Below are 23,348 nucleotides of genomic sequence, written 5' to 3'. Positions count from 1 at the left end.
TCTTCTGTTTTATACCTTGCCCTTTGTATTTATACCTAACCTTGGCAGCTGCTTTTCGGTAAACAGTCGGAATGCTCGCCGGAATACGATTTTCGAGGCAAAATTTCCCCCCTGCCCTCCGGTTGTGTATATTGCTAAAGATTATGCCCAAGATTCTCTTAATCGACGACGATCCTACCTTTTGCCTCATGCTGAGCACGTTTTTGAAGCGCCAGCAGTACGAGGTCAAAACTGCCTTTACCGCCGGTGAAGGCCTCCATCAGATTAAAGCCGATACCTTCGATCTGATTCTGACCGACTTCAGACTACCCGACAAAAATGGACTGGAACTGCTCGAGCAGATCCGGGTGCTGGATACCAACGTGCCTGTTATTCTGATGACGCACTATGCCGACATCCGCACAGCCGTGAAGGCCATTAAGATGGGGGCATTCGAGTACCTGGCCAAGCCGATCAACCCGGATGAGACGTTGCTGACCATTCGCAAAGCCCTGACATACGGCCGTGAAGGCAGCGTTGCGACGAAACCGGCTATACCTGCGCAAGGCGGATTTACTTTCGTGAAAGGTGCCAGTCCGCAGTCTACCCAGCTGGAAGAGTACATCGCCCTGATTGCGCCTACCAGTATGTCGGTGATCATAGAAGGCGAGAGTGGTACCGGCAAGGAGTATGTGGCCCGAAAGATACACCAGCGCAGCAAGCGCCACGATAAGCCGTTTGTGGCCATCGATTGCGGTGCTTTATCTAAAGAACTGGCCGGTAGCGAACTGTTTGGCCATGTGAAAGGCTCATTTACTGGCGCCATGGGTGATAAGGAAGGGCAATTTGAAGCAGCCAATGGCGGCACACTCTTCCTGGATGAGATCGGCAACCTCTCTTATGAGATACAAGTGAAACTACTCCGGGCCATACAGGAGCGCAAAGTGCGCAAGATCGGCAGCAACACTGACCTCGACGTAGATGTGCGCATCATCGTGGCCACTAACGAAGACTTGGTACAGGCCGTGAGCAAGGGCGAGTTCCGTGAAGACCTATACCACCGCCTCAACGAATTCAAGATCAACATTTCCCCACTCCGCGACCGCATTGCGGATATCATGCAGTTTGCCAATCACTTTTTGCAGGTAGCTAACCATGAACTAGAGCGAACCATAGCAGGTTTTGATACCGGTGTGATCATGGCTTTGGAGAGGTATAGCTGGCCGGGAAATTTGCGTGAATTGAAGAATGTGGTGAAGCGGGCTGTGCTGCTGGCTAAAGGCAACGAAATAACACTTGATGATCTGCCACCTGAGATTGCCTACCACATACCTGAACCAACTGGTATCGTAGCGCAACCAGATGCTACACAGGTGGTACTGCCTGTCACAGATCTGCGCACTGCAACGGAGCGAAGCGAGAAAGAGCTGATCCTCGAAATGCTGGAGCGTGTCAAGTACAACAAATCCAAAGCAGCCCGACTACTTAACATAGACCGCAAGACGCTCTACAACAAAATGCGCCAGTATAACATTGAAGCCTAAGCGGCGGCTTCTTCGGGCTTTTGGCGTTGGCTTAGTTCTTTTTCTAGTGCTGTGAGCACAAGGGTAGCTTCGTACTGCAGTTCTTTGGCTATAGATGGGAGGCTGTCAGTTGGCAGGCCCGGCTGGTGCAGGACTTGCTCGAGTGCATCAATAGAGGGCAGCACGGCATGGGCCTGCAGATGTCGGAAAGCGGTTTTCATCTTATGGGCCAGTTCACCTGCCTGATTCCATTCAGAAGCTGCCGCTGCGCTTTCCAGTTGCGCCAGGTTGCGGCGATTATCCGCTATCAACACCTCTACAATATCCCATAGTGCCTCCTGATCATCTCCCACAAAAGTACGCAGCTCGTCTAAGGTATAGATAGCAGGTATAGGCTCGTTTACCTGTTTTGTCGCTGAAGTTTCTGTTTCAGTTATCTCTTCTCTGGCAGCTATACCTTCTGTTCCTGCTATGTCTTCGTTATTAGGTATACCTATACCTATACCTATACCTATACCTTCAGTTTCAATAGTGTCCTCAGTTGCAGTTGCTGTTTCAGGTATAGCCTGAGCCGACAACGCTTTGCTGAGCTTCAGGTAAAGGTCCTGTTCGGTGAAGGGCTTGAGTAAGTGTTCTGAGATACCTGTTTTAGCAAAGAAGCGTTTGTTGCTGCTCATGATGTTGGCCGTGAGCGCCATGATAGGTATCGTGGCATTCTCTTTACGGATCGCTCTGGCTACGGCCTTTCCGCTCATGCCCGGCAACTGGATGTCGGTAAGCACAATGTCAAACTTCTTCTCTTTGATCAATTGCAAAGCCTCCTGTCCGTCGTTGGCCAGTGTGACCTGCATTCCTCTTCGGGTCAGTATCAGCTGGCACAAGGTGCGGCTGTAAGCATCGTCGTCGATCACCAGTACCGCTTTGTTAGCCAATACATCGGTAGCAGATAGTTGCGATTGAGGTATAGCTTCAAGTTCAGGGGCGGCTACCCGCTGCATCGGAAGTACGATGCTGAACGTGGTACCCTGATTAGGTACGCTGCGAAGAGTTAGCGAGCCTTCCTGCATCTCCACGAGCTTCTTGCTGATAGACAGCCCCAGTCCCGTACCTCCGTACTTCCGGATAATGGAGTCATCGGCCTGATTGAACTCCCCGAACACATGCGCAGTTTGCTCCATCGGTATACCTATACCTGTATCAGAAACCTCGATCAGCACTACAACGCGACCACGGCGTTGCGACTTAAGCTTACAGATTACCTGTACCTCCCCATCGTGGGTGAACTTGATGGCATTATCTACTAAGTTGAAAAGTACCTGACGAAGCCGCAGCGGGTCACCCAATAGGTGGCCGTTCAATTCGTCGTCAATGGAGCAGCTGAAGCCTATGCCTTTGGTGCTGGCTTTAAGTCGGAAGGTGCGTTCTACTTCTGTCAGGAGTTGTTTCATCTCGAAAGGCGCCATGTGCAAGTGTAGCTTGCCGGCTTCCAGCTTCGAAAGATCCAGAACGTCGTTTACGATATGCAGCAAATGCTGGCCTGCCCCGTGTATGGCTTGCAGGTGCTCATGCTGTTGGTCCTGTAGCTGGGTATGGCCGAGCTGTTCAGAAAAGCCCAGCACCACGTTAAGGGGCGTACGAATCTCGTGACTGATGTTGGCCACAAAAGCCTCTTTGGCACGAGCCAGCTGAATGGCCTCCTTTCGGGAGCGCTTCAGCTCCGCCTTGTACTTGCTGCTTCGGGTGAGGTCGCGCAGAATTATCAAAATAAAGGCAATGCCGCTGGCCAAACCGAAGATGCCGACCAGCAATAAAACAAGCGATGTTTCTTTGGCGACTTCCTGTGCCCTTGCTGCATTTAAACGGGCCTGCTGCAGCTCATAGCGTTCCAGGTCATAGACCATGCGACGCACCTGATCCATGATCTGCTTATCCTTCTGGAGTAGTGCCAGTTCTTTGGCTACCATGGCTTCCTGCTGTTGCTGCAACTCCCGCTCCACATCTTTAAGTACGACACGCACTTTGGCGATGGATGCTACATTCGTGGAAGCTACCTTGTTAGTATCTGCGCTATATTCCTGCTTTACATTAATCTGTGGTACTACAACGGGCTGAGGGGATTCCTGCTGCTTCGTCTCGGTGCGCTTTCCAAAGAGTTTGTTCAGTATTCCTTTCTTTGTTTCAGGCTGCGCAGGACTGCTTTGAGCAGAGTCTGTATTATAGGCCAGCCTGTCCGATATGGTAGTTTTAGTGCGCTGGTTGATGGTGGTAGTCGCAGACTGTTGGGAAGCCGCAGAGGCGATTTTCTTCAGCGCTTTGTCAGTATAGGCATTGTTGCCGCGCTGTTGTCTTTTCTTACTTACGTGTTCCTCCAGGCTCTTTTTCTGAGCCAGTAACAACGTAGAAACCGAGTCAATCTGAGCCAGTTCGTTGGGGTTATCCTGCATCAGGCTGCAAAGCGAGTCGAGTTGACTGTTGATGTTGCCCAGGTTATCGAGGTACTCCCGGAAGTGCTTGTCTTCAGTAGTCAGGGTATAAGCGCGGATGGCGCTTTCTGCCGTGGCAATGTCGGCGAGGGTGTGTTGCAGTTTGGCTAGCTTGGCATTCGGCTCGGCCAGTACATTCACAGAAGTGAGCAGCTGGGTGAAGCTGTTATAAGTCAGGTAAATGGCAAAAACCACCACCGAAAGTGCCAGCGTGAAGCCGATGACTACCTTCGATTTAATGTTTTCGTTGTTTATTTTCATACGCGCAGATTCCCCTCTACTCGCAAAGATAGAGATTTTTGGGGAGCTATACTTTCTGTAACGACAAGAAAGTCAGATTCATATGCTCTTTGAGGTGCTGCTCTAGCGAATTTTTGCAAATAATCTTTCGCTTGTATCTGGGAGGAGCCACCCGTAGGTATAACTTGCTTACCAGCTGCTGCTTGCTCCGCCGCCGCCAAATGAGCCACCTCCGAAGCCGCCGAAGCCGCCTCCGCCGCCACCGCCTCCGAACATGCCACCACCGGTGCGGAAAGTGCCAAACGAGCCAGGTCCAAGTATAGGGCCGCCCAAAGTACGTACACCGCGGCCTCCTCTGCCGCCACCGCCTTTGAAGCGTGACATAACAAACACCAGTACCATGACAATGATGATGATTGTAAGTAAAGAAGGGCCATCGTCTTCACCGCTGCTGGCTTGCGGATCGGCCTGGTATTCGCCACTAGCCAGGCTGATGATCAGGTTGGTCGCTTCATTAAGTCCTTTGTAGAACTCGCCTTGCTGAAAGTTGGGTTTGAGAGTGCGTTCTGTAATGCGTTTGGCGATGGCATCCGGTATAATGTGCTCCATGCCATAGCCAGTCTGGATGGCTACCTTGCGTTCGTTCAGGGCAACCAGTATAACCAGGCCGTTGTCGTTTTTGCTACCACCTACACCCCAGCGCTCCCCGAGCTCTGCGGCGTATTGGTTTGCGTCGTAGTCGCCAATGGATTTGATTGTGACAATTGCGATCTGAGTAGAAGTGGTGTCGTTGTAGTTGACCAGTTTCTGTTCCAATGACTCTATTTCTCCCTGGCTTAGTATGCCGGCAAGGTCGTTTACCAAACGCGGTGGGTTAGGTCGCGGTGGAAAATCGCTGCTTTGGGCTACAGCCAAGGTGGTGATCAGTACAAGGTATAGGAACAGAATGGGTCGTTTCATGATGTGTTATTTTCCGAACGAAATATCGTCGCTCAGTTCGTTAAGGTCACCTTTGTCGTCGTAAGGGAAGTGTGATCTGAGTTGTTCGCCAGCCATAATGACGCCTTTGGCCAGACCGGCGGCATACTCGTTTTTCTTGAAGTGGGCAATGACCTCGGCGGTGATATCTTCCCAAAAATGGTCAGGCACGATCGCATTGATGCCGGCATCACCTAACACAGCAAACTGATGATCTTTGATGGCCACATAGAACAGCACGCCGTTGCGCTGCTTGGTCAGGTGCATGTGTAACTGCGCAAATACTTCGGTAGCACGGTCGAGCACATCGCCTTTGCAGTGGTTCTCAATGTGCACACGTATCTCGCCGGATGTATTGCGCTCCGCCTCCTGAATGGCCTCCATGATGACCTTCTCATCCGCGTCAGTTATGGTATCTTTAGGCATGACTAGAATTGTTGATGGTTTATTGCTGATTGTCAATTGTTCTTACGCTCACAGTGAAAGCAGCCAACAACTAACAATCAGCAATTTATAACTCTAAAACTGCACCGTAGGCGCTCTTTCAGCGCCTGGGTCGGCTTGGAAATGGCCTTTTCGTTCGAAGCCGAAGATACCGGCCATCAGGTTGTTCGGGAAGGAGCGTACTGTTGTGTTATAGTCCTGTACAGCTTCGTTGAATTTCCGCCTCTCCACTGAAATGCGGTTTTCTGTGCCCTCAAGCTGTGCCTGTAGTTCCAGGAAGTTTTGATTGGCTTTAAGCTCCGGATAGCGTTCCACTGAAACGAGCAAGCGACTCAGCGCTCCTCCCAGTTCATTCTGCGCAGCCTGGAAACGCTGCAGGTTTTCCGGGGTCAAATCATCGGCACTGAGCTGTACGCTGGTTGCTTTTGCGCGGGCGTTGATTACGCTCTCAAGTGTTTCACGCTCGAAGTTGGCAGCGCCTTTCACAGTATTTACCAAATTCGGTATGAGGTCAGCGCGGCGCTGGTAGGCGTTCTGCACGTTAGCCCAGGCGGTTTCTACAGTCTCGTCTTTTTGCACCATCGTATTGTAACCACAAGATGATTGTGAAGCTAGCACGATGAAGCCGATCAGGTAAAAGAAGATTTTTTTCATGTTTATGGAAGGGTATGGTTTGTATACGTTGCAATGTACAAATTGCTAGGCGATATGATTACGGAAAACATGTAATGACGTTGTGAAATCGTTAAAACGCCATTCAGCAGCTCCTGATCCTAAAAATTCTAATCAGAAATCACTATATTGCTGAAAAAGTGTAGTGTATGAAAGTCGTTATTCCTGTTGCTGGTGTTGGTTCTAAACTCCGTCCGCACACGCATACCCAGCCTAAGTCGTTGGTGCCGGTGGCTGATAATACTATACTGGGGCACATTGTGGAACGGCTGATTCAGGCTGGCGTTCAGGATTATGTGTTCATCATCGGCTACCTCGGCGACAAGGTGGAAAACTACGTGCGGCAGAAATATCCGGAGATCAAGGCTCAGTTTGTAGTGCAGGAGCCGCGTGAAGGTTTAGGGCACGCCCTCTGGATCGCGCGCGAAACGTATCGCCACGAAGACAGCGTGCTCATCATGCTCGGTGACAATATTGTAGAGGCTGATTTGCCCGCCATCATCGCAACTCCTCAATCGGTGTTAGGTGTCAAGAAAGTAGCCAAGCCTTCGCTGTTTGGAGTGACGGAGGTCGGTAATGACGAATACATCGTGAAGCTGGTCGAGAAGCCGAAAATTCCGAAGTCTAACTTTGCGTTAGTGGGGCTCTATAAGATCATGAAGCCTGAAAAGCTGGTCAGCTCCCTGGAGCATATCATCACCGAAGGTATACGCACGCATAACGAGTACCACCTCACGGATGCCTTGATGCACATGATCCGGCAGGGCGAGAAAATGGTTACCTGGAACGTGGACAACTGGTTTGACTGCGGCCGCAAAGAGACATTGCTGGAAGCCAATGCTAAACTGCTGCGCCACCCCCGCTTCCGCGAGCTGGATTATTCTACCGTATACCCAGGCAACATTATCATTCCGCCGGTGAGCATTGGCGCTAACTGCAACATCACACACTCTATCATCGGACCTAACGTGGCAATCGGTGATAATACCACCATCTCACGTTCTTCGCTGAGCAACTCTATCATTGGGGCTTATTCTGAGCTCCAGAATGCTGTGATGCACGATTCCATTATAGGGAGCGACGCCAGTTTCAAAGGACTTAGCCACAGTCTTAACATCGGCGACAGCACAGAGATTAACTTTGCGCAGTAACTGCGTTGCTTCTCCTACAAAAACGTCAGTTCATTGAGCTGGTCCAGCATCCAGCCGGTGAGGCTGTAACGATGGCGGTTGGCAGCCAACACCTCGTGCGGAATGATATCGGCACGGAAACAGGCGAGACGGCCGGCAATGGGCAGCACATCCACCTCTTCTTCTGAGCCATCTTCTTTGGGCAGGTATAGGCGCAGGTTGCCGCCATTCTCAGGCTTCCAGTCTTCGTTCAGGTAGCAGATAAATGACAGGCGCCGGTGATCGTTAGTCTGGAACTGATCGAGGTGGCGCTGGTATACAGTGCCCGGCGGATATACCGTAAAATGAAATTCGAAGTCTTTGAGGCCCAGAAAGCAGGTACGGTTAATGTAGCGCATCACCTCGTGCATGCGGTCCAGAAACACCTGCGTGGGTGGTAGCGCCTGCGATGGCTCAATCCAGCGGATATAGTCGCCGCGCACCTGCTTGTCTACCGTGAACTGGTCGGCGGTGCCTATACCTGCTTTTTTGAAGGTGCCCTGTTCCTGATGGTGCTGCAGCACCTCCAGCAAATTGCGCACCTCTTCGGGCTCCAGAAAGTTATCGATGATCGCATAGCCCTTATCAGATAGGCGGTCGGCTATCTGTTCGAACTTCTGTAACAACTTCTCCTCTTCTACTTCTTCTATCATCTAAATCTGAATAAAAACCTCTGTGTAAAAAGCCAGCAAATGTAAGTCGCAGACGCATCGCTTGTATACGTTGCCCATAAAGATTTTTTGGCCGGAACCGGCTGATAATAAAGCAAGAAGATAAGTACCCCCGTATGCGCTCTCAAAGTGGCTTTTGCTGTAATTTGTATAAAATGCGTATCTTAGTTCCTTGCTATACCTAAACCAAACAAATCAATAGGCAAAGCTATTATGAAAAAGACAACTGTTCTTTTGCTGGCAGGCGGCCTGACCGCTGTCTCGGCCTGCAAATCCACCCAAACCGAGAGTACCGCCACAGGCATGAATACCGAAACGACTACCGCAGCCACTGCAACGGCTGAAACCCAACTGAATTATCCTGAAACCAAGAAAGTAGACCACTCCGATGATTACTTCGGAACAAAGGTGGCCGACCCGTACCGCTGGCTCGAAACTCACAACGAGGAAGTAGACCAATGGGTAGAGGCACAAAACAAAGTGACCTTCAACTATTTGGATGGCATTGAGTTTCGTGACCAGATCAAGGAGCGCCTGACCAAGATCTGGAATTATCCGAAGTATGGCGCACCGTTTAAGAAGGGCGGCAAATACTACTTCTATAAGAACGACGGTCTGCAGAACCAAAGCGTGCTTTATGTGCAGAACACGCTGGAGAGCGAGCCGAAAGTATTCCTTGACCCGAACAAATTCTCTAATGACGGTACTGTAGCCTTGACTGCGCTGTCTTTTGACAAAGACGCGAAGTATGTAGCCTACGGTACGTCAAGCGGCGGTTCTGACTGGAACACGTACGAAGTAATGGAAGTGGCCACCGGCAAAAAGCTCGACGACAAAGTGGAGTGGGTAAAGTTCTCAGGCCCAAGCTGGCACAAAGACGGCTTCTTCTACAGCCGTTACGATGCCCCTACAGAAGGCAACAAACTGGCTAACAAGAACGAGTACCACAAGGTATACTACCACAAAATAGGTACGCCACAGAGCCAGGACCAATTGGTGTACGAAGACAAAACCAAGCCACTCCGCAACTTCTACGGCCAGACCACTGATGATGAGCGCTTCCTGATTCTGAACGTGTCGGAAGGTGCCAGCGGTGCCAACGCCCTGTACTACCGCGACCTGACAGATCCGAAATCTACCATCAAGCCGATTATCGATAATTTTGAGTCAGAGTACAATGTGGTAGATAATGTAGGCGATAAGCTGTTGGTGCGCACAAACAAGAATGCTACCCGTTACCGCCTGGTGCTCATCGACCCGAAAAAGCCACAGGAGCAGAACTGGAAAGTGATTGTGCCGCAAAACGAGAATGTGATGAACGTCGTGTCGCTGGTAGGTGGCCGCATTATTGCCTCGTACATGAAAGACGCATCGAGCGAAGTGGTGGTATATGACACTAACGGCAAGCAACTGAATAAAGTAGAACTGCCAACCATTGGTACCGTAGGTGGCTTCACTGGTGAGAAAGACGATAAAGAGACCTTCTTCACCTTCACGTCCTTTACCTTCCCGCCAACCATCTATCGCTACGAAGTGGCTAGTAACAAGGTAACGCTGTTCCGCAAGACCGAAGTGGACGTGGATACCGAAGCGTACGAAACCAAACAGGTTTTCTATACCTCTAAGGATGGTACTAAAGTGCCGATGTTCATCGTGCACAAAAAAGGCCTGAAGTTGGATGGTAACAACCCTACTTACCTATACGCTTATGGCGGCTTTAACATTTCCCTGACACCAAGCTTTAGCATTGCCAATATGCTGTGGCTCGAGAATGGCGGTGTGTATGCGATGCCAAACCTGCGTGGTGGTGGTGAGTATGGCGAAGACTGGCACAAAGCGGGTATGACCCCGAACAAGCAGAACGTGTTCGACGACTTCATCGCGGCAGCCGAGTACCTGATCAACAACAAGTATACCTCTAGCGAGAAACTGGCTGTAGGCGGTGGCTCAAATGGCGGTCTGCTGGTGGGTGCCTTTATGACGCAGCGCCCTGAGCTGGCCAAGGTAGCTGTTCCTGCTGTGGGTGTAATGGATATGCTGCGTTTCCACAAGTTCACCATCGGTTGGGCTTGGGTACCGGAATACGGTTCTTCTGAAGACGAAGCACAGTTCAAGAACCTGTATACCTTCTCTCCGCTGCACAACCTCAAAGAAGGCGTGAAATACCCGGCCACATTGGTGAAAACCGCTGACCACGACGACCGTGTCGTGCCAGCGCACTCTTTCAAGTTCATCTCTGAGCTGCAGGACAAAGGCGCACCGGGCAACCCATACCTGATTCGCATCGACGTGCGTGCAGGTCACGGTGCCGGTAAGCCAACGTCACTCGTTATCCAGGAGTGGGCTGATACGTGGGCGTTCCTCTATAAGAACATGGGCGTAAACCCTTATGCTAAAAAGCAGCAGCCGTAATAGGTACAGCTGAAGTTTGAAATTAGGGAAAGCCAGTGCTGCAACAATGCGGTGCTGGCTTTTTTATGCAGCCCTAATAACATTTGAATAGGGCAACACTTATAAGATTAAGTAATTTAGTATCCTTAATTATCTAGCGAATGGGATCAGATTATTTCAATGAACCAACTGAGCGACTAAGTATTAACTTTGATTCCAGAAACTTCCTGCGAAATATAGCTAAGTGGGGTCGGTTGCTGGCCATTATAGGTTTTATCGTCGTTGGCTTTATGGGAGTAGCAGGACTATTTATGTCAGTTGTTTTTTGGGGAGGTATGGGTAGTATTTCTGCTTCAAACCTCCTGAACAGTGCCACTGTAGGTATAGGATTGGGGTTTCTTTACTTCTTAGGTGCTCTTCTATACTTTTTCCCTGCATTATACCTGTATAGGTTCTCGACTAAAATGCTGTCAGGGCTTGAATCGAATAGCGAAGAGTTGATTTCGGAGTCTTTCAGGAATCTCAAGTTGCTTTTCAACTTTATGGGGATCCTGACTTTAATTGCATTAACGTTCTACGTGCTAGGACTGATTTTTATGCCTTTTGACGCATTTATGCGTGTCTTTTTATAAGGCACTCTTGGTTTTAAGCGTGTGTGTATACCTATAATAGGTATGTTTTTTATCCCTATACCTGAAAGCCCCACACCTGATTCTTGCGTACCTTGCAACACGAACCAAACCACACGCTATGAAATCAGTAACTGGGCAAAGCGCCTTTACCGTGCGCTCTACCGAGACAGACCAAAACGGCCAAGCCACTTTGCCGGCCCTGGTAAGCTATATGCAGGAAGCCGCCTGGGACAACACAGCTACCATGGGCATCTCCATGTACGAGCTACTGGACCGTGGCCTGACATGGATATTGCAGCGCATGCGAGTTGAGATGTTCCGCTACCCGAAGCACCGTGAAAAAATCACGGTCGAAACTTGGGCCTCAGGACGTGAACGCGTGTTCCTGCACCGCGACTTCAGGGTATATAGTGCCGATCGTGAGCTGCTGGGGCAGGCGACGAGTGTGTGGCTGGTGATGGATGTGGTGAAGCGCCAGATGGTATCGGTGCCTGATTTTATAACAGCCGTGGAAGTGGTGCCCGGTCAGGAACCATTGCCCTTTGCTAAGGGCAAGCTGCCACCACAAGAGGAGACAATATACGAAGAGCAAATGCCTGTGCGCTGGCACGACATCGACCTGAACCGCCATGTTACCAACACCCGCTACCTGCAATGGGTACTCGAAACACTTCCCGCGGATTTACTCGAAAAGCAGCAGCTAAAAGAAATAGACATTATCTTCAAAGCCGAAAGCACCCTTGGTGACACGGTGATGGCCACAGCCGGATTAGCCAAGGAGCCTGACGCTTTCCTGCACAAACTCACCAGCATCGAGTCAGGCAAGGAGTTAGTGCAGGCAAAGACGAACTGGAGTAGCTAGAAGGTTGGGGCCGTGCTCAGTACTGCATCTCAAAAGGATGGAATAACAATTAACTATCAGCAATCAATAATTGAGATTATGCTAACGATCAGAAAAGGAAATATAGACGACCTGCCACAGGTACATGAGTTGATCAAAGAGTTGGCGGTGTACGAAAATGCACCCGATGAAGTGACCAATACCTTAGAGGATATGCATTGGGATGGATTCGGCGAAAACCCGATCTTTAAATTCTTCGTGGCCGAAACAGAAGAGGGTGTGGTCGGTATAGCGCTTTATTATATCGCTTATTCCACGTGGAAAGGGAAGATGCTTTTCCTGGAAGACCTGATCGTAACCGAGCGTCTTCGCCGAAGTGGCATCGGCAAAATGCTGTTTAATGCCGTAGCTCGCGAAGCAAAGGAAATAGGAGCTAAACGAATGAAGTGGCAGGTACTGGACTGGAACGAGCCGGCTATCACGTTTTATAAAAAGATAGGCGCTAACCTGGACGGAGAGTGGATCAACTGCAATATGACCGAAGAGCAGATAAACGCCTACACGGCAGATTAGCCAGACAATCAGCCTTGACTGATACAAAAACTGGACGCAGCTTATGAAGAAACCGAGTCCTGCTATACCTTAGCAGGACCCGGTTTTTAGTGAATATGCTTACTAATCACGCTCCACATCTTTGCCTACAATCTCGAGCAAAGAACGGAAAGCGACGAATTTTTCAGGATAGCGCTCCAGCACCTTTGCCTGTAAACCCGGCGCATGGTCACGTTGGTATTCTTCCAGATCCTCCAGGTTGCGGCAGATATACTGCACAGCATAAGTAGTGCCGCCGTTGTCCTCTTCGTGCAGCAGGCGAGCTATCTGGTTGTTCAGGAAATAGCCGGTAGCCATTACCTCTGGTATGTGTGTGCTCTTCATCCAGGCTAGCCACTCTTCGGCCACACTGTTGTCGATGTTGATGGTTACGTTGTATATAATCATACTCAAAATTACGATTTCAGGAGCTTTTTGTCAGGTATAGACCAGAAAAATTGAGCGTATACCTTGTAGATCCTACATCATAATAAGGAGATGTCATGGAAAAGGGAAAGAAGCAAAGCACTTAATTCACTGGAAAAGGAGGTTGATATAAGCGGTCTGACCAGTAATTCTATCGATCTAACCACGGTAGTCACAGGCATTCTCAAAAGCTCCTCAGGCAATAGGTAGTTAACCTTTCCACTACAGCGGCTCCATGTAGTCGAGGTCTTTGCCGTAGGTTTCGTTTAGTGTCAGGATGGAGTAGATCGCAATGGCCAGACAAAGTACGGCAAGCAATATGGCGCCCGGCACCAGCCCTACACCGTCTTTCAGGTATGTGAAGGTGATGGTAAGCGGCACAACGGCACCCCGCACAAAATTGGGCACAGTGGTAGTGACGGTAGCTCGTATGTTGGTACCGAACTGCTCTGCTGCAATGGTGACAAACACAGCCCAATACCCTCCGGCAAATCCCAACGCCACGCACAAGGTATAAAATGCGGTCAGGCTGAACTCCCTACCCAACAGGTATACGCCCACAAAAATACCGGTGAGCAGCAAGAAAGCCAGCACAATGTGACGTCGGCTCTGGAAGCGCTGGCTCAGGAAACCACTCGCGAAGTCGCCGAATACCAAGCCTAGGTAGCAAAAAGAAACAGCCCGCGCTGCCGACACCGTATCCGTGACACCCAGCGCAATGCCAAACTCAGGGGAGAAGGTGATCAGAATGCCCACCACATACCAAATGGGTACACCGATCAGGATGCACTTCAGGTACTTCCAGAAGCGCTTGGCATTGGTGAAGAGCGACAGGAAGTTGCCCCGCGTGACATTGGTCTGTTTCAGGTTGTTGAACATTCCTGACTCATACACCCCCACCCGCAGCAAGAGCAGCAGCATGCCCAGTCCGCCGCCAATGAAATAAGCCGTGCGCCAGCCAAAGTACTCGCCCACTATACCTGCCAGTATGGCCCCTGATATACCAATGGTGGCAACTACCATCGTGCCATAGCCGCGTTTCTCCTTAGGAAGTACTTCCGAAACCAACGTGATACCTGCACCCAACTCACCCGCTAACCCCACGCCTGCCACAAAGCGCAGGACCGCATACATGGGGATGGTGGTTACAAAGCCATTCAGGATGTTTGCAACAGAATAGAGAAAGATAGAGCCGAAGAGCACCGAAAGTCTGCCCTTTTTATCGCCAAGCACACCCCAGGCAATACCGCCGAGCAGCATACCTGCCATCTGCACATTCAGCAGCATCACGCCATCGTCTAGCAATGCATCGGGGTCTGTCACGCCCAGCGACTGCAGACTGGGTATGCGCACGATGCTAAATAGGACAAGGTCATAGATGTCCACAAAATAACCGAGGGCCGCCACGATCACGGCTGTGTTGAAGAGGTAATGTTTTTGAGGAGATTGTTGTACAGTCGGCATAAGGTTCAGGGTATGACAGCTTTAAATATAGTATTTTGCTGATAATTGTGAAAGACTGAACGTTAGAGGTGTAATCTTTTAGTGATTTCTATTAGATTAGGGATTATTATTCAATTAGAGAGAACCATGCAGGGTATAGCCAAAAAGCTAAATTTAAAATCAGGGTGGCAGGTGCTCGTGCTCAATGCGCAGGCAGGTATAGTGGAAGCGCTAGAAGCCGGTGGCGTGCAGGTGCACAAAAGTCCTGAAATAGGTGTGTTGTACGATGCGGCGCAGGTGTTTGCCACTAATAGTCAGGAGCTCAACTACTATGTACCACTAGCTGTGCCCTCGCTAAAACCTGCTGGACAGCTTTGGATAGCCTATCCCAAAAAGTCTTCAGGTATAAAATCTGATCTCACCCGCGATACGGGTTGGACGCTTGTATCAGAGCTTGGCTATGCTGCGGTAAGACAGGTGGCGGTGGATGACACGTGGTCCTCATTGCGTTACAAGCATGAGTCGGAGCGCAGCGCCCCTTCAAAGTTTGGAGTAGATGCCCTAGGTATAGACCGCAAGAACAGGACGGTGGAGATACCGCAAGACTTACGGGAGGCATTGGAATCTGCGGGACTGCTGGAGACCTTTGAGAAGCTGGCTTTTACACACCGCAAAGAGCACGTGCTGGCCATACAGGAAGCCAAGCGACCCGAAACCAGGGCGAACCGTATTGGCAAGACCATCCAGATGCTGATGGGGCAACAGCTGCTCGGCCGCTAAACAGGTATAAAAGCAAAAGCCCGCAACAGGCTATACCTGTTGCGGGCTTTTTATGTCCTATGCTAGCGTAGCTTAGTTAGCCACTATAACATTAAAGTCAACATCTACATCTGTTTCGCCGGCAGTGGTGTTAGTACCTGTTTTCAGGCCACCTGGCTGGTGCTTCAGGACCACTTTCAACTTCCCGTTGCCGGTACCCGGACCAGTAGTCACAGTTGATTCCAGACCCACAGGGCGGTTGTTTTGATCTCTATCTGTGATATTTACAGTCAAGGTTGCATTGCCACCTGCAGTTGGCGTAAAGGTATAAACCAGCAAGTGTTCGTCACGCTCTTCATAGATCTCAGTAGTCCTGTTTTCCACAGGCGTTTTGCTTTCGTCAGTGAACGTAACTACGGCTGTATATTCAGTGCCTGGGCGTAGAGTAAGTGGAGCGTTCTGCACCGGCGTACCGGATAAAGTACTGATAGTTGCTTCTGTATTCTGGCCTTTACCGGTTGGAGTCAGTGAAATAGTCACAGCCGTTATTACCTCCTGCTCATCGTCCGGACCCGGATCATCATCATCCTTGCAAGACGCAAAAGTTAGCAAGGTGCCCATCAATAAAAAAGTAAGGTATGGCCTGAAAAGCTTGTTCATACAATAGTTACGTTTAGTAATGATACTTTATTTTAATAGAAGTGTAAATATAAAGAAGTTTTAATAATTAAGGCAACGCGCTCCTAAGACCGTGGTGACTATACCTACAAGTAACCGGATCTACGCCGATTGTATGCGTGTAGTTGTCTGCTGTAATGGACTGCTAACAAATGCTGTATGGATTAATGAGACAATTTGAGCTAAGCTATAAAAAAAGCGGGTACCACCTGGCGCCCGCTTTTTGGAATGTTAATCTGTAAATAAACTATTGAACTCTGGTGTCGAACGTAATGTCTACGTCTGTCTCGCCCGTGTTCTCATTGCTGGTATTGCTCTTAGTGCCCGGCTGGTGCTTCAGTACAATACGAACCTTGCCAGTTCCGGCAGAAGTGGTAGTCGCTGTCGTTTCCAAACCTATTGGGCGACCATTTGCGTCTCTATCCGTCTTCGCGAAAGAAACCAGGTTCTGTGGTGTTACCAGGTAGAAAACCTCATGCGAAGTTCCTTCCTCACGAATTTCTTCTGTCAGGTCGTGTTCGTGGTGGTGGTCACCATGCTCCTCTTCAGAGGCAAAAGTTAAAGTTCCAGTATAGCTTGTATTGGCGCTAAGCACCAGTTCATCTACTTCAGGAGCATTGCCGCCTGGGCCATCAAGGTCTTCCCAGGTAGCTGTTATTGCTTGTCCACCACCAGCTGGTGTCAGAGTTAGTGTTACCGTCGTAACAACATCGTGCTCGTGATCTGGCTCTGGATCTTCCTCGTCTTTACAGGCTGAAAAAGTAAGTAAGCTGCCCATTAGTAAAAAAGCGAGGTAAGGTCTGAATAATTTCTTCATGATAAATAAACTGTTTTAGGTTTAAATAATTGAATTCTTAAGATAAGTGTGACTACAGCGGAACCTTGATGCGGAACATGACCATGCGGCCAAGCTCGTCGGCGAAGTACCGGAGGCGGTTCTGGTAATCGCGGTAGCTGGTGTCAAGCAGGTTGCTGCCCACAATGCCCAACTCCACCTGCTGCTTCCCAAACTGTACATGGGTACCAGCCTCAGCATGCAGCAGAAAGTAAGCAGCTGGTGCCGGCAAAACAGGATCTGACTGTTCATCAGAGCGGTTCTGGCGCCCTACATACAACCCTCCCAACGCCAGGTAACTATCAGAAAGCTTAGAGGCGCTTTCATTTCCGAAACTGTAGCGAAGGGTGTTGTCGGTGCGGCCAGGCGTAATAAATGGTAGGTAGTTGCCTGTCTCCCTGTTTTGAGCATATACTAACGACGTCTTGCTGTTAAGCATAAGACGGTTGGTAAAAGCATAGTCGAAGCTGATATCCGCTCCCCAGAAGCGAGCATCGGCCTGCATGTAGTCGGCCTGCAGATAGGCACCGCCTATGCCCAGAGCATAGTCCGGCGCTATCTGCAGGTAAATGTAATTGTTGATGGTATTGTAATAGAGACTAATCTCTCCGTTTAGCCGAAGGTTAGAATGATAGCCCAGTGTGGCGACAGTGTTCCAGGCATCTTCCGACACCAACTCGGGGTTTCCGCGTTCAAAGGAGGCCGCGCTGTTATGCAGTCCGTTGGCAAATAGCTCGTAGGAGTGCGGTGCGCGGGAGGCATAGCTAACATTGCCACTCAACGTAAAGTGGTAGCCCAGGTCATACAATGCGCCGAGGCTGCCGGAAAAGTTGTGAAAGGTATAGGATGGGCGTAGCACGCCTTCTGTACGGTTCCACCGTTTTATGTCAAGCGACTTGTTGTCATAGCGTATACCTGCCTCCAGTTGCAGGTTGTCCTTTCTCCATTTCTCGTTTACAAAAGCGCCTATTGTGGTATTGATAAAATAAGGAAGCAATGGCCTTGTGTTGGCGGCATAGGAATTATTCTGCCAGATGGTGGTGGCTCCTATGCTACCCGTAACATTAGCAATTGGCGTATGCTCCCATACCAGTTCGGTTGTGTGCGTTTGCAGGTCCAGGTCCAGTTGCGGACGGTCACCGGTATTGCGATGACGATCGTACTCCTGTCGTCTGTTTTCTTGCAAGCCGTACGTGAATTGCAATTCACCGGCATCGCCTGTTTTGTAAAAAGCTTTGGCCTTGAGCAAGTGGTGAGTCACGTCCTGGTAAGGGCGGGCAATAGTATAGGTAAAACTGCCTGCCTCCTCCGGCCGCTCCCGGCCTATGGCATTAGCCAGATCGGTCAGGTTGCCAATGTGAGCCGACGATAAAAAACCTAGCTTGCTGTGGAAATAACTGTAGTACAGCTCCGCTCCAAATCGCTGTTGCCGATAGCCTAGCGTTGCTGCTAAGTTCTGCTCCTCAAAGCCCGTGTTGTTCAGGTTATACCTGGGGGCCTGTGCACTGCCTGCTTTCTTAACAGAAGTGTGCAGGCGCCAGCTCAGCGGCAGTTGGCGCAATTTGCCTTCTACCATGCCGGCCACCGTGCCCATGCGATTGTTGGTGCTACCGATTAGCGTTAGCTCGCCATTTATACCGGCAGAGTCCGGTAGCGCTCTGGGCTCTACCAGTACAATGCCGCCAATGGCGTCGGAGCCGTAGCGTACCCCTGCAGCGCCTTTCACCACTTGCATCTGCTGCGCGTTCATCGGGTCTATTTCAGGCGCGTGCTCATTACCCCATTGCTGGGACTCATGGCGCACGCCATTATTTATAATGACCACCCGGTTGCCAAAGAGCCCATGAATAACAGGTTTCGAAACAGTAGGTCCGGTTTGCACCGAGCTCACGCCGGTCAGCTTCTTCAGTGACTCGCCCAGCGAAAGACCGCGGGTTTCTTCCAGCTCGCGTCCCTGCAGCGTTTCGGTTGCCTGCGCCTGCTCCTGCAGTCGGCTTCCAGTTATCTCCACAGCCTGCAGCTGCTTCGCATCGGCATGCAGGGTCAAGTTACGGACCGTAGAGACGGCCATCCTGAAAGCTGACTGCTCCGGCGTGTACCCGATGTAAGTGATCTTCAAAGTATAGCTACCACGGCACAGATGGTGGAAGTGGTAATTGCCGTACTCATCCGACAAAGTAGCCCGCTGCAGCTCTTCTATATAGATAGTCGCACCGATAAGTGGCTCACGTGTATCGTGGTCAAGCACTTTGCCCGAGAGCGTGAGGCCGCAGTCCTGAACAGGATCGTCCCCGTCCGTGAAGAGCTGCCCTTGCGCCAAGGCTGGAACGGCCACTAGCAGCAACAGCCACGCCAACAGCGTGTGGAATAAAGCGGTTTTGAACACTGTATAAGTTTAATGTACAGTAAGCGCTATCTGCTATATCTGCAAATTTGCAAACACAGGTAGCGGACTTACTTAGGTCAATGAAATTAATGGAAAACCAGTATGCCGTACACGAAAGCCAGAAAGAGAGAATGGCAAGCGGTACGCTGAGCTGATTTAAAAGGATAGGATCATTAAGCCACAGCGGGAGGTCCGCGCAGCGTTAAGCGTGTGTTAGAGGAAAACGCCTGATAAGCGATATACCGGGCGGTATGCTCCGGCAAAAAAACAGGTTCTTGAAAGGTATATATTTCGGTCAGGCCTTGGTAAGGCGCTCCGAACAAATCTTCGACCGGACAGTGATTGTGCTTTTTCTCGACGTGCGCCTTGTTGTGGTCACCTACTAGGTGGCTATGCTCGGTGTGGGCATGGCTGTGCAGGCTAAGCAGCAACTGATCCGGCACCATGGCGCGTGTGAACAGCAGCAGCAGAAAGAGGGCGATATATGTCGTAAAACGGTGCACCTATAGTCGGTCGATCAAAACAAAGATAAAGTTTTTTTACCAATGTTGCCTTTACAAACAAACTTATCGCCTGTTTGGGTTCGCATTGGTGGCAATAGGCCTGGGGTTATCATGCCAAAACAACAAGTTTTATGCCTGTGTGATGCTTAACGTGCAAGGTATAGCGGATGTTTTCTGACAACCTGTCACATATAGACCAATGCTATACCTGTGGAACAAGATTTGAAAGCGCTTGCGCAGACAGGTCACTGCCAGTTAAGAAGACATCACTTGTTAAAATATAGATTTTAAAAGTATAGCACATGGAAGAAAGAGGTAATATTTCGATTCACACCGAAAACATTTTCCCGATCATCAAGAAGTTCCTTTACTCCGACCACGAGATTTTTCTGCGTGAGCTGGTGAGTAATGCCGTGGACGCCACCCAGAAAATGAAGCGTCTGTCCGCCATTGGCGAGTACAAAGGCGATCTGGGCGAGTTGAAAGTGGTCGTGAAGGTGGACAAAGACGCCCGCACCATTACCATATCGGACAATGGTATCGGTATGACGGCCGAGGAGATCAAGAAGTATATCAACCAGATCGCCTTCTCGGGTGCCACGGAGTTTGTGGAGCGCTACAAAGACGCTGGTGAGCAGAACCAGATCATCGGTCAGTTCGGTTTGGGCTTCTACTCTGCCTTTATGGTGGCCGATCGTGTGGAGATCGTGACCAAATCTTACAAAGAAGGCACGGAAGCAGCCCATTGGACCTGCGATGGCAGCACGGAGTTTGCCATAGCGCCTGCCCACAAAGAAGATCAGGGTTCAAACGTGATCCTGAATGTGGCTGCTGATTCTGAGGAGTTTCTGGAGACAGCCCGTATCCGAAACATCCTGGACAAGTATTGCAAATTCTTGCCGGTTCCAGTAGAGTTTGAAGGTGAGATCATCAACAACCCGAACCCGATCTGGACCAAGCAGCCATCTGAACTGACGGACGAGGACTATAAGAACTTCTATAAAGAGCTGTACCCGTTCTCAGAAGCGCCGCTGTTCTGGATTCACCTGAACGTGGACTATCCGTTCAACCTGACAGGTATACTCTACTTCCCGAAACTGAAGAACGACTTTGAGATTCAGCGCAACAAGATTCAGCTCTACTCCCGCCAGGTGTTTATCACCGATGAGGTGAAGGACGTGGTACCGGAGTTCCTGATGCTGCTGCATGGTGTGATCGACTCGCCGGACATCCCGCTGAACGTGAGCCGCTCCTTCCTGCAGGCGGATTCTAACGTGAAGAAGATCAACACCTACATCACCAAGAAGGTAGCCGACAAGCTGAACGACATCTTCAAGAAGGACAGAGAGACCTTTGAGAAGAATTGGGATGACATCAATGTGTTCATCAAGTATGGTATGTTGAGCGACGACAAGTTCTATGAAAAGGCCAAGGATTTTGTGCTGTTGCAGAACACCGAGGGCAAGTACTATACCATGGAAGAGTATAAGGCTCTGACTCAGGCCAACCAAACTGATAAAAATGATCAGCTGGTATTGCTTTATACTACCGATGCCGACAAGCAGCACGCTTTCGTAGAATCAGCTCAGAACCGCTCCTATGACGTGCTTAAGCTGGACTCAGTAATCGACAGTCACTTCATCGGTATGCTGGAGCAGAAACTCGAGAAAACTACCCTGAAGCGTGTAGACTCCGAGACGATTGGCAAGCTGATCGAGAAAGAGGAGGCTACCGACAGTGTGCTGAACGATACCGAGAAGGAAGATCTGAAGAAGATCTATGAGGCGGCCATCAGCAACCAGAACATGCAGGTGGAAGTAGCGCCGATGGCCCCGGACGATGCGCCGGTGATCATCACCCTGCCAGAGTTTATGCGTCGCATGAAGGACATGAGCAAAGCAGGCGGTGGCGGTATGATGTTCATGGGCAACATGCCGGACACTTACAACGTGACCATCAATGCGAATCACAGCATCAACCAGCGTATTCTGAAGGCAAAGGATGACAATAAGGAGCGCATTGCCCGTCAGGCATTCGACCTGGCGCTGTTGTCACAGAACATGCTTTCCGGCTCAGCCCTGACTGCCTTCGTGAAGCGCAGCGTGGACCTGATCGACAAAGAGTAAGATTACCTTTTCATAATTACACTTAACAGCATAAAAGCGGCACCCGGTTGGGCGCCGCTTTTTGCTTTGTGGCGGGTTTACTTGTGAACTAAGCCGCCCGACGAAAAGTTATAGGGGCTAAACTCATTGGCGTGTTGGCCGGTATATGATTTTTAAGCATATTTACGTTGCTTAGATAAGGTTCTGTCCAATCACCATTCAAAAGCGCATTGATTCAAACTTATTCCATGAAGCACCTTCTTCATCTTGTCTGGCTTGGTTTTTTGCTGGTTGTAGGGCTTGCAGGCTGCAAACCAAAAGCCTACAACAGTGACTATAACCTGAGCCGTGCTGCCCTGAAGCAGAGTGCCAAAGCTGAAGCGATAGCTTTGGCTGATACCGCGAAGCCATCTATGGAGACTGGTGAGGTGGAAGAGGTAGAAGAAAAGCATCAGAAAAAACGCAAGCGGAAAGCTGACAAACGCTATTTCATGGGCGACAGGGTGTCCCGTGGCTTCGTGAAGTCCGGTGGCCGTGGCGACCGGGAGGTGATCGAATCTTTCAGCTACCTGGTCGAGTTTCAGCAGCCTGACCCTTACGCTCCCGAAAAATACTACTACGATACCAAGCGGCGCAAACTTTATAAAAGTCGCAGCGAACTGAATCCGGAGCAGCACAGGGTACTGCATGGCCCTTACAAAAAAGAACTTGGCGGTGAAGTAGTGGAAGAGGGTTATTTTTATGTAGGAACGAAGCACCTGCGCTGGGAACGTTACAACCGTGATGGGATCCTGTTGTCAAAAGAGCATTTCGAAAAGGGCTTCGTGCGTGATGCTAAGGTGATTTACTATGAAGGCACCAAAAAGATAAAAGAGGTTATACCGTATGCTTACGGCGAGGTGCAGGGCACGTATTACCGCTTCTACGAGAACGGACAGCTGGAGTGGACCGGGCAGTACCAGAAAGGCCGTAAAGTAGGCGTATGGGTAAAGCATTTCGATTTCAGAGCCCGTCGCCAGTACGAGTACCAGTATCCGAAAACACCTTACGAGCCTGCCATGGAGCCGTTCTTGGTGAAGCAGTATGATCGCCACGGCACTCTGATCTACGAAAAGGACAAACTGGACAAACGGGCCTCGGCTCGCTAATGAAAGGCGTCTTCGATGTGAAACAGCTCCGGTGGGTTACTCATCGTGATGGCAATGATATCAAAGCGAATGTCTTCCTGCCAGCCTGTTTTTAGGATATAAGAATCAGCTGCATTGAGAATCATGCGCTGCTTTCGGCGGTTCACAAACTCTTCCGGATAGCCAAAATCATCATTGGTTCGGGTTTTCACTTCTACAAATACCAGTACTCCATTTTGGCGAGCAATAATGTCGATCTCGGCTTTGCCCATGCGCAGGTTGCGTTGCAGGATGCTGTACCCTTTCTGGTGAAGCAGTTCGCAGGCCAGGTCTTCGCCGTTGGCTCCTGTAGATAGATGAGGTGCTTGCGGTGTCATCATAAATGATTTAAACTTAGAATAGCGCCAGGTGGTTTTATGGCAGTGGTCGGAGTTGCCGTTTGCGTATACCCCCGGGCGGGCGTATCTTTGCT

The 23,348-nt window shown here is 50.0% G+C and carries 21 protein-coding genes; 9 read left to right on the top strand and 12 right to left on the bottom strand.

Features of this window, described 5'->3' with window-relative positions; genetic code table 11:
* The first annotated feature begins 143 nt into the window (after positions 1-143).
* Positions 144-1,523 carry a sigma-54-dependent transcriptional regulator gene (locus AC5FX6_RS18420; protein WP_493598432.1) on the top strand — a complete coding sequence of 460 codons (1,380 nt, stop codon included), beginning with the start codon at positions 144-146 and terminating at the stop codon, positions 1,521-1,523.
* Here AC5FX6_RS18420 and AC5FX6_RS18415 read toward each other — a convergent pair.
* From AC5FX6_RS18415 to AC5FX6_RS18400, 4 genes are all read right to left on the bottom strand, one after another.
* Positions 1,520-4,246, bottom strand: coding sequence for an ATP-binding protein (locus AC5FX6_RS18415; RefSeq protein ID WP_493598431.1), 2,727 nt, complete (start codon positions 4,244-4,246; stop codon positions 1,520-1,522). The genes AC5FX6_RS18420 and AC5FX6_RS18415 overlap by 4 nt on opposite strands.
* A 168-nt stretch (positions 4,247-4,414) precedes the next feature.
* On the bottom strand, positions 4,415-5,185 hold the full coding sequence (locus tag AC5FX6_RS18410) for a TPM domain-containing protein (protein ID WP_493598430.1): 771 nt from the start codon (positions 5,183-5,185) through the stop codon (positions 4,415-4,417).
* A 6-nt stretch (positions 5,186-5,191) separates the two neighbouring features.
* Positions 5,192-5,629 (bottom strand): TPM domain-containing protein, encoded by a 438-nt coding sequence (locus AC5FX6_RS18405; RefSeq protein ID WP_493598429.1) that lies wholly within the window; start codon positions 5,627-5,629, stop codon positions 5,192-5,194.
* A gap of 93 nt (positions 5,630-5,722) precedes the next feature.
* Complete coding sequence (locus AC5FX6_RS18400) at positions 5,723-6,301, bottom strand: LemA family protein (protein ID WP_493598428.1); 579 nt, start codon at positions 6,299-6,301, stop codon at positions 5,723-5,725.
* A gap of 167 nt (positions 6,302-6,468) precedes the next feature.
* Here AC5FX6_RS18400 and AC5FX6_RS18395 point away from each other — a divergent pair, with 167 nt between their 5' ends.
* Positions 6,469-7,470, top strand: coding sequence for a sugar phosphate nucleotidyltransferase (locus AC5FX6_RS18395; protein WP_493598427.1), 1,002 nt, complete (start codon positions 6,469-6,471; stop codon positions 7,468-7,470).
* A 14-nt stretch (positions 7,471-7,484) separates the two neighbouring features.
* On the opposite strand, the gene AC5FX6_RS18390 is transcribed toward AC5FX6_RS18395, so the two are convergent.
* Positions 7,485-8,141: a 2OG-Fe(II) oxygenase gene (locus tag AC5FX6_RS18390; protein WP_493598426.1), complete on the bottom strand. Its 657-nt coding sequence runs from the start codon at positions 8,139-8,141 to the stop codon at positions 7,485-7,487.
* Between the two features lie 231 nt (positions 8,142-8,372).
* Here AC5FX6_RS18390 and AC5FX6_RS18385 point away from each other — a divergent pair, with 231 nt between their 5' ends.
* From AC5FX6_RS18385 to AC5FX6_RS18370, 4 genes are all read left to right on the top strand, one after another.
* A complete protein-coding gene (locus AC5FX6_RS18385) occupies positions 8,373-10,571 on the top strand; it encodes a prolyl oligopeptidase family serine peptidase (RefSeq protein ID WP_493598425.1) in 2,199 nt (732 codons plus the stop codon).
* 140 nt (positions 10,572-10,711) lie between these two features.
* Positions 10,712-11,182 carry a hypothetical protein gene (locus tag AC5FX6_RS18380; protein WP_493598424.1) on the top strand — a complete coding sequence of 157 codons (471 nt, stop codon included), beginning with the start codon at positions 10,712-10,714 and terminating at the stop codon, positions 11,180-11,182.
* A gap of 118 nt (positions 11,183-11,300) precedes the next feature.
* Positions 11,301-12,044, top strand: coding sequence for an acyl-[acyl-carrier-protein] thioesterase (locus AC5FX6_RS18375; RefSeq protein ID WP_493598423.1), 744 nt, complete (start codon positions 11,301-11,303; stop codon positions 12,042-12,044).
* 78 nt (positions 12,045-12,122) lie between these two features.
* Positions 12,123-12,596, top strand: a complete 474-nt coding sequence (locus AC5FX6_RS18370; RefSeq protein WP_493598422.1) for a GNAT family N-acetyltransferase — start codon at positions 12,123-12,125, stop codon at positions 12,594-12,596.
* A gap of 102 nt (positions 12,597-12,698) precedes the next feature.
* Here AC5FX6_RS18370 and AC5FX6_RS18365 read toward each other — a convergent pair whose 3' ends face one another.
* Positions 12,699-13,022, bottom strand: coding sequence for a DUF4286 family protein (locus tag AC5FX6_RS18365; RefSeq protein ID WP_493598421.1), 324 nt, complete (start codon positions 13,020-13,022; stop codon positions 12,699-12,701).
* 240 nt (positions 13,023-13,262) lie between these two features.
* Complete coding sequence (locus AC5FX6_RS18360; RefSeq protein ID WP_493598420.1) at positions 13,263-14,504, bottom strand: MFS transporter; 1,242 nt, start codon at positions 14,502-14,504, stop codon at positions 13,263-13,265.
* Between the two features lie 126 nt (positions 14,505-14,630).
* Between AC5FX6_RS18360 and AC5FX6_RS18355 the strand changes: the two genes are divergently transcribed.
* On the top strand, positions 14,631-15,263 hold the full coding sequence (locus AC5FX6_RS18355; RefSeq protein ID WP_493598419.1) for a YdeI/OmpD-associated family protein: 633 nt from the start codon (positions 14,631-14,633) through the stop codon (positions 15,261-15,263).
* A gap of 72 nt (positions 15,264-15,335) precedes the next feature.
* Here AC5FX6_RS18355 and AC5FX6_RS18350 read toward each other — a convergent pair whose 3' ends face one another.
* From AC5FX6_RS18350 to AC5FX6_RS18335, 4 genes are all read right to left on the bottom strand, one after another.
* The gene (locus AC5FX6_RS18350) at positions 15,336-15,902 is read right to left on the bottom strand and encodes a hypothetical protein (RefSeq protein WP_493598418.1); all 567 of its coding nucleotides are present in this window, start codon (positions 15,900-15,902) and stop codon (positions 15,336-15,338) included.
* A 265-nt stretch (positions 15,903-16,167) separates the two neighbouring features.
* Positions 16,168-16,737: a hypothetical protein gene (locus AC5FX6_RS18345; protein ID WP_493598417.1), complete on the bottom strand. Its 570-nt coding sequence runs from the start codon at positions 16,735-16,737 to the stop codon at positions 16,168-16,170.
* A 52-nt stretch (positions 16,738-16,789) separates the two neighbouring features.
* Positions 16,790-19,141: a TonB-dependent receptor gene (locus AC5FX6_RS18340; protein WP_493598416.1), complete on the bottom strand. Its 2,352-nt coding sequence runs from the start codon at positions 19,139-19,141 to the stop codon at positions 16,790-16,792.
* Between the two features lie 173 nt (positions 19,142-19,314).
* Positions 19,315-19,644 carry a hypothetical protein gene (locus tag AC5FX6_RS18335; protein ID WP_493598415.1) on the bottom strand — a complete coding sequence of 110 codons (330 nt, stop codon included), beginning with the start codon at positions 19,642-19,644 and terminating at the stop codon, positions 19,315-19,317.
* Positions 19,645-19,946: 302 nt separating this feature from the next.
* Between AC5FX6_RS18335 and htpG the strand changes: the two genes are divergently transcribed.
* Together htpG and AC5FX6_RS18325 are read left to right on the top strand one after the other, a co-directional pair.
* Complete coding sequence (gene htpG / locus AC5FX6_RS18330) at positions 19,947-21,770, top strand: molecular chaperone HtpG (protein WP_493598414.1); 1,824 nt, start codon at positions 19,947-19,949, stop codon at positions 21,768-21,770.
* A 227-nt stretch (positions 21,771-21,997) separates the two neighbouring features.
* Positions 21,998-22,897 carry a toxin-antitoxin system YwqK family antitoxin gene (locus tag AC5FX6_RS18325; RefSeq protein ID WP_493598413.1) on the top strand — a complete coding sequence of 300 codons (900 nt, stop codon included), beginning with the start codon at positions 21,998-22,000 and terminating at the stop codon, positions 22,895-22,897.
* Here AC5FX6_RS18325 and AC5FX6_RS18320 read toward each other — a convergent pair.
* Positions 22,894-23,256 (bottom strand): YraN family protein, encoded by a 363-nt coding sequence (locus AC5FX6_RS18320; protein ID WP_493598412.1) that lies wholly within the window; start codon positions 23,254-23,256, stop codon positions 22,894-22,896. The genes AC5FX6_RS18325 and AC5FX6_RS18320 overlap by 4 nt on opposite strands.
* Positions 23,257-23,348 lie beyond the last annotated feature (92 nt).

It is taken from the genome of Pontibacter sp. LHS2, assembly GCF_058932845.1.
The sequence above is the reverse complement of the archived record's forward strand: the minus strand, read 5'-3'. Positions and strand labels throughout refer to the sequence as shown.

Coding starts and splice junctions, on each gene's coding strand:
- AC5FX6_RS18420 (WP_493598432.1), top strand. CDS start 144: ATGCCCAAGATTCTCTTAATCGACGACGATCCTACCTTTTGCCTCATG.
- AC5FX6_RS18415 (WP_493598431.1), bottom strand. CDS start 4,246: ATGAAAATAAACAACGAAAACATTAAATCGAAGGTAGTCATCGGCTTC.
- AC5FX6_RS18410 (WP_493598430.1), bottom strand. CDS start 5,185: ATGAAACGACCCATTCTGTTCCTATACCTTGTACTGATCACCACCTTG.
- AC5FX6_RS18405 (WP_493598429.1), bottom strand. CDS start 5,629: ATGCCTAAAGATACCATAACTGACGCGGATGAGAAGGTCATCATGGAG.
- AC5FX6_RS18400 (WP_493598428.1), bottom strand. CDS start 6,301: ATGAAAAAAATCTTCTTTTACCTGATCGGCTTCATCGTGCTAGCTTCA.
- AC5FX6_RS18395 (WP_493598427.1), top strand. CDS start 6,469: ATGAAAGTCGTTATTCCTGTTGCTGGTGTTGGTTCTAAACTCCGTCCG.
- AC5FX6_RS18390 (WP_493598426.1), bottom strand. CDS start 8,141: ATGATAGAAGAAGTAGAAGAGGAGAAGTTGTTACAGAAGTTCGAACAG.
- AC5FX6_RS18385 (WP_493598425.1), top strand. CDS start 8,373: ATGAAAAAGACAACTGTTCTTTTGCTGGCAGGCGGCCTGACCGCTGTC.
- AC5FX6_RS18380 (WP_493598424.1), top strand. CDS start 10,712: ATGGGATCAGATTATTTCAATGAACCAACTGAGCGACTAAGTATTAAC.
- AC5FX6_RS18375 (WP_493598423.1), top strand. CDS start 11,301: ATGAAATCAGTAACTGGGCAAAGCGCCTTTACCGTGCGCTCTACCGAG.
- AC5FX6_RS18370 (WP_493598422.1), top strand. CDS start 12,123: ATGCTAACGATCAGAAAAGGAAATATAGACGACCTGCCACAGGTACAT.
- AC5FX6_RS18365 (WP_493598421.1), bottom strand. CDS start 13,022: ATGATTATATACAACGTAACCATCAACATCGACAACAGTGTGGCCGAA.
- AC5FX6_RS18360 (WP_493598420.1), bottom strand. CDS start 14,504: ATGCCGACTGTACAACAATCTCCTCAAAAACATTACCTCTTCAACACA.
- AC5FX6_RS18355 (WP_493598419.1), top strand. CDS start 14,631: ATGCAGGGTATAGCCAAAAAGCTAAATTTAAAATCAGGGTGGCAGGTG.
- AC5FX6_RS18350 (WP_493598418.1), bottom strand. CDS start 15,902: ATGAACAAGCTTTTCAGGCCATACCTTACTTTTTTATTGATGGGCACC.
- AC5FX6_RS18345 (WP_493598417.1), bottom strand. CDS start 16,737: ATGAAGAAATTATTCAGACCTTACCTCGCTTTTTTACTAATGGGCAGC.
- htpG (WP_493598414.1), top strand. CDS start 19,947: ATGGAAGAAAGAGGTAATATTTCGATTCACACCGAAAACATTTTCCCG.
- AC5FX6_RS18325 (WP_493598413.1), top strand. CDS start 21,998: ATGAAGCACCTTCTTCATCTTGTCTGGCTTGGTTTTTTGCTGGTTGTA.
- AC5FX6_RS18320 (WP_493598412.1), bottom strand. CDS start 23,256: ATGATGACACCGCAAGCACCTCATCTATCTACAGGAGCCAACGGCGAA.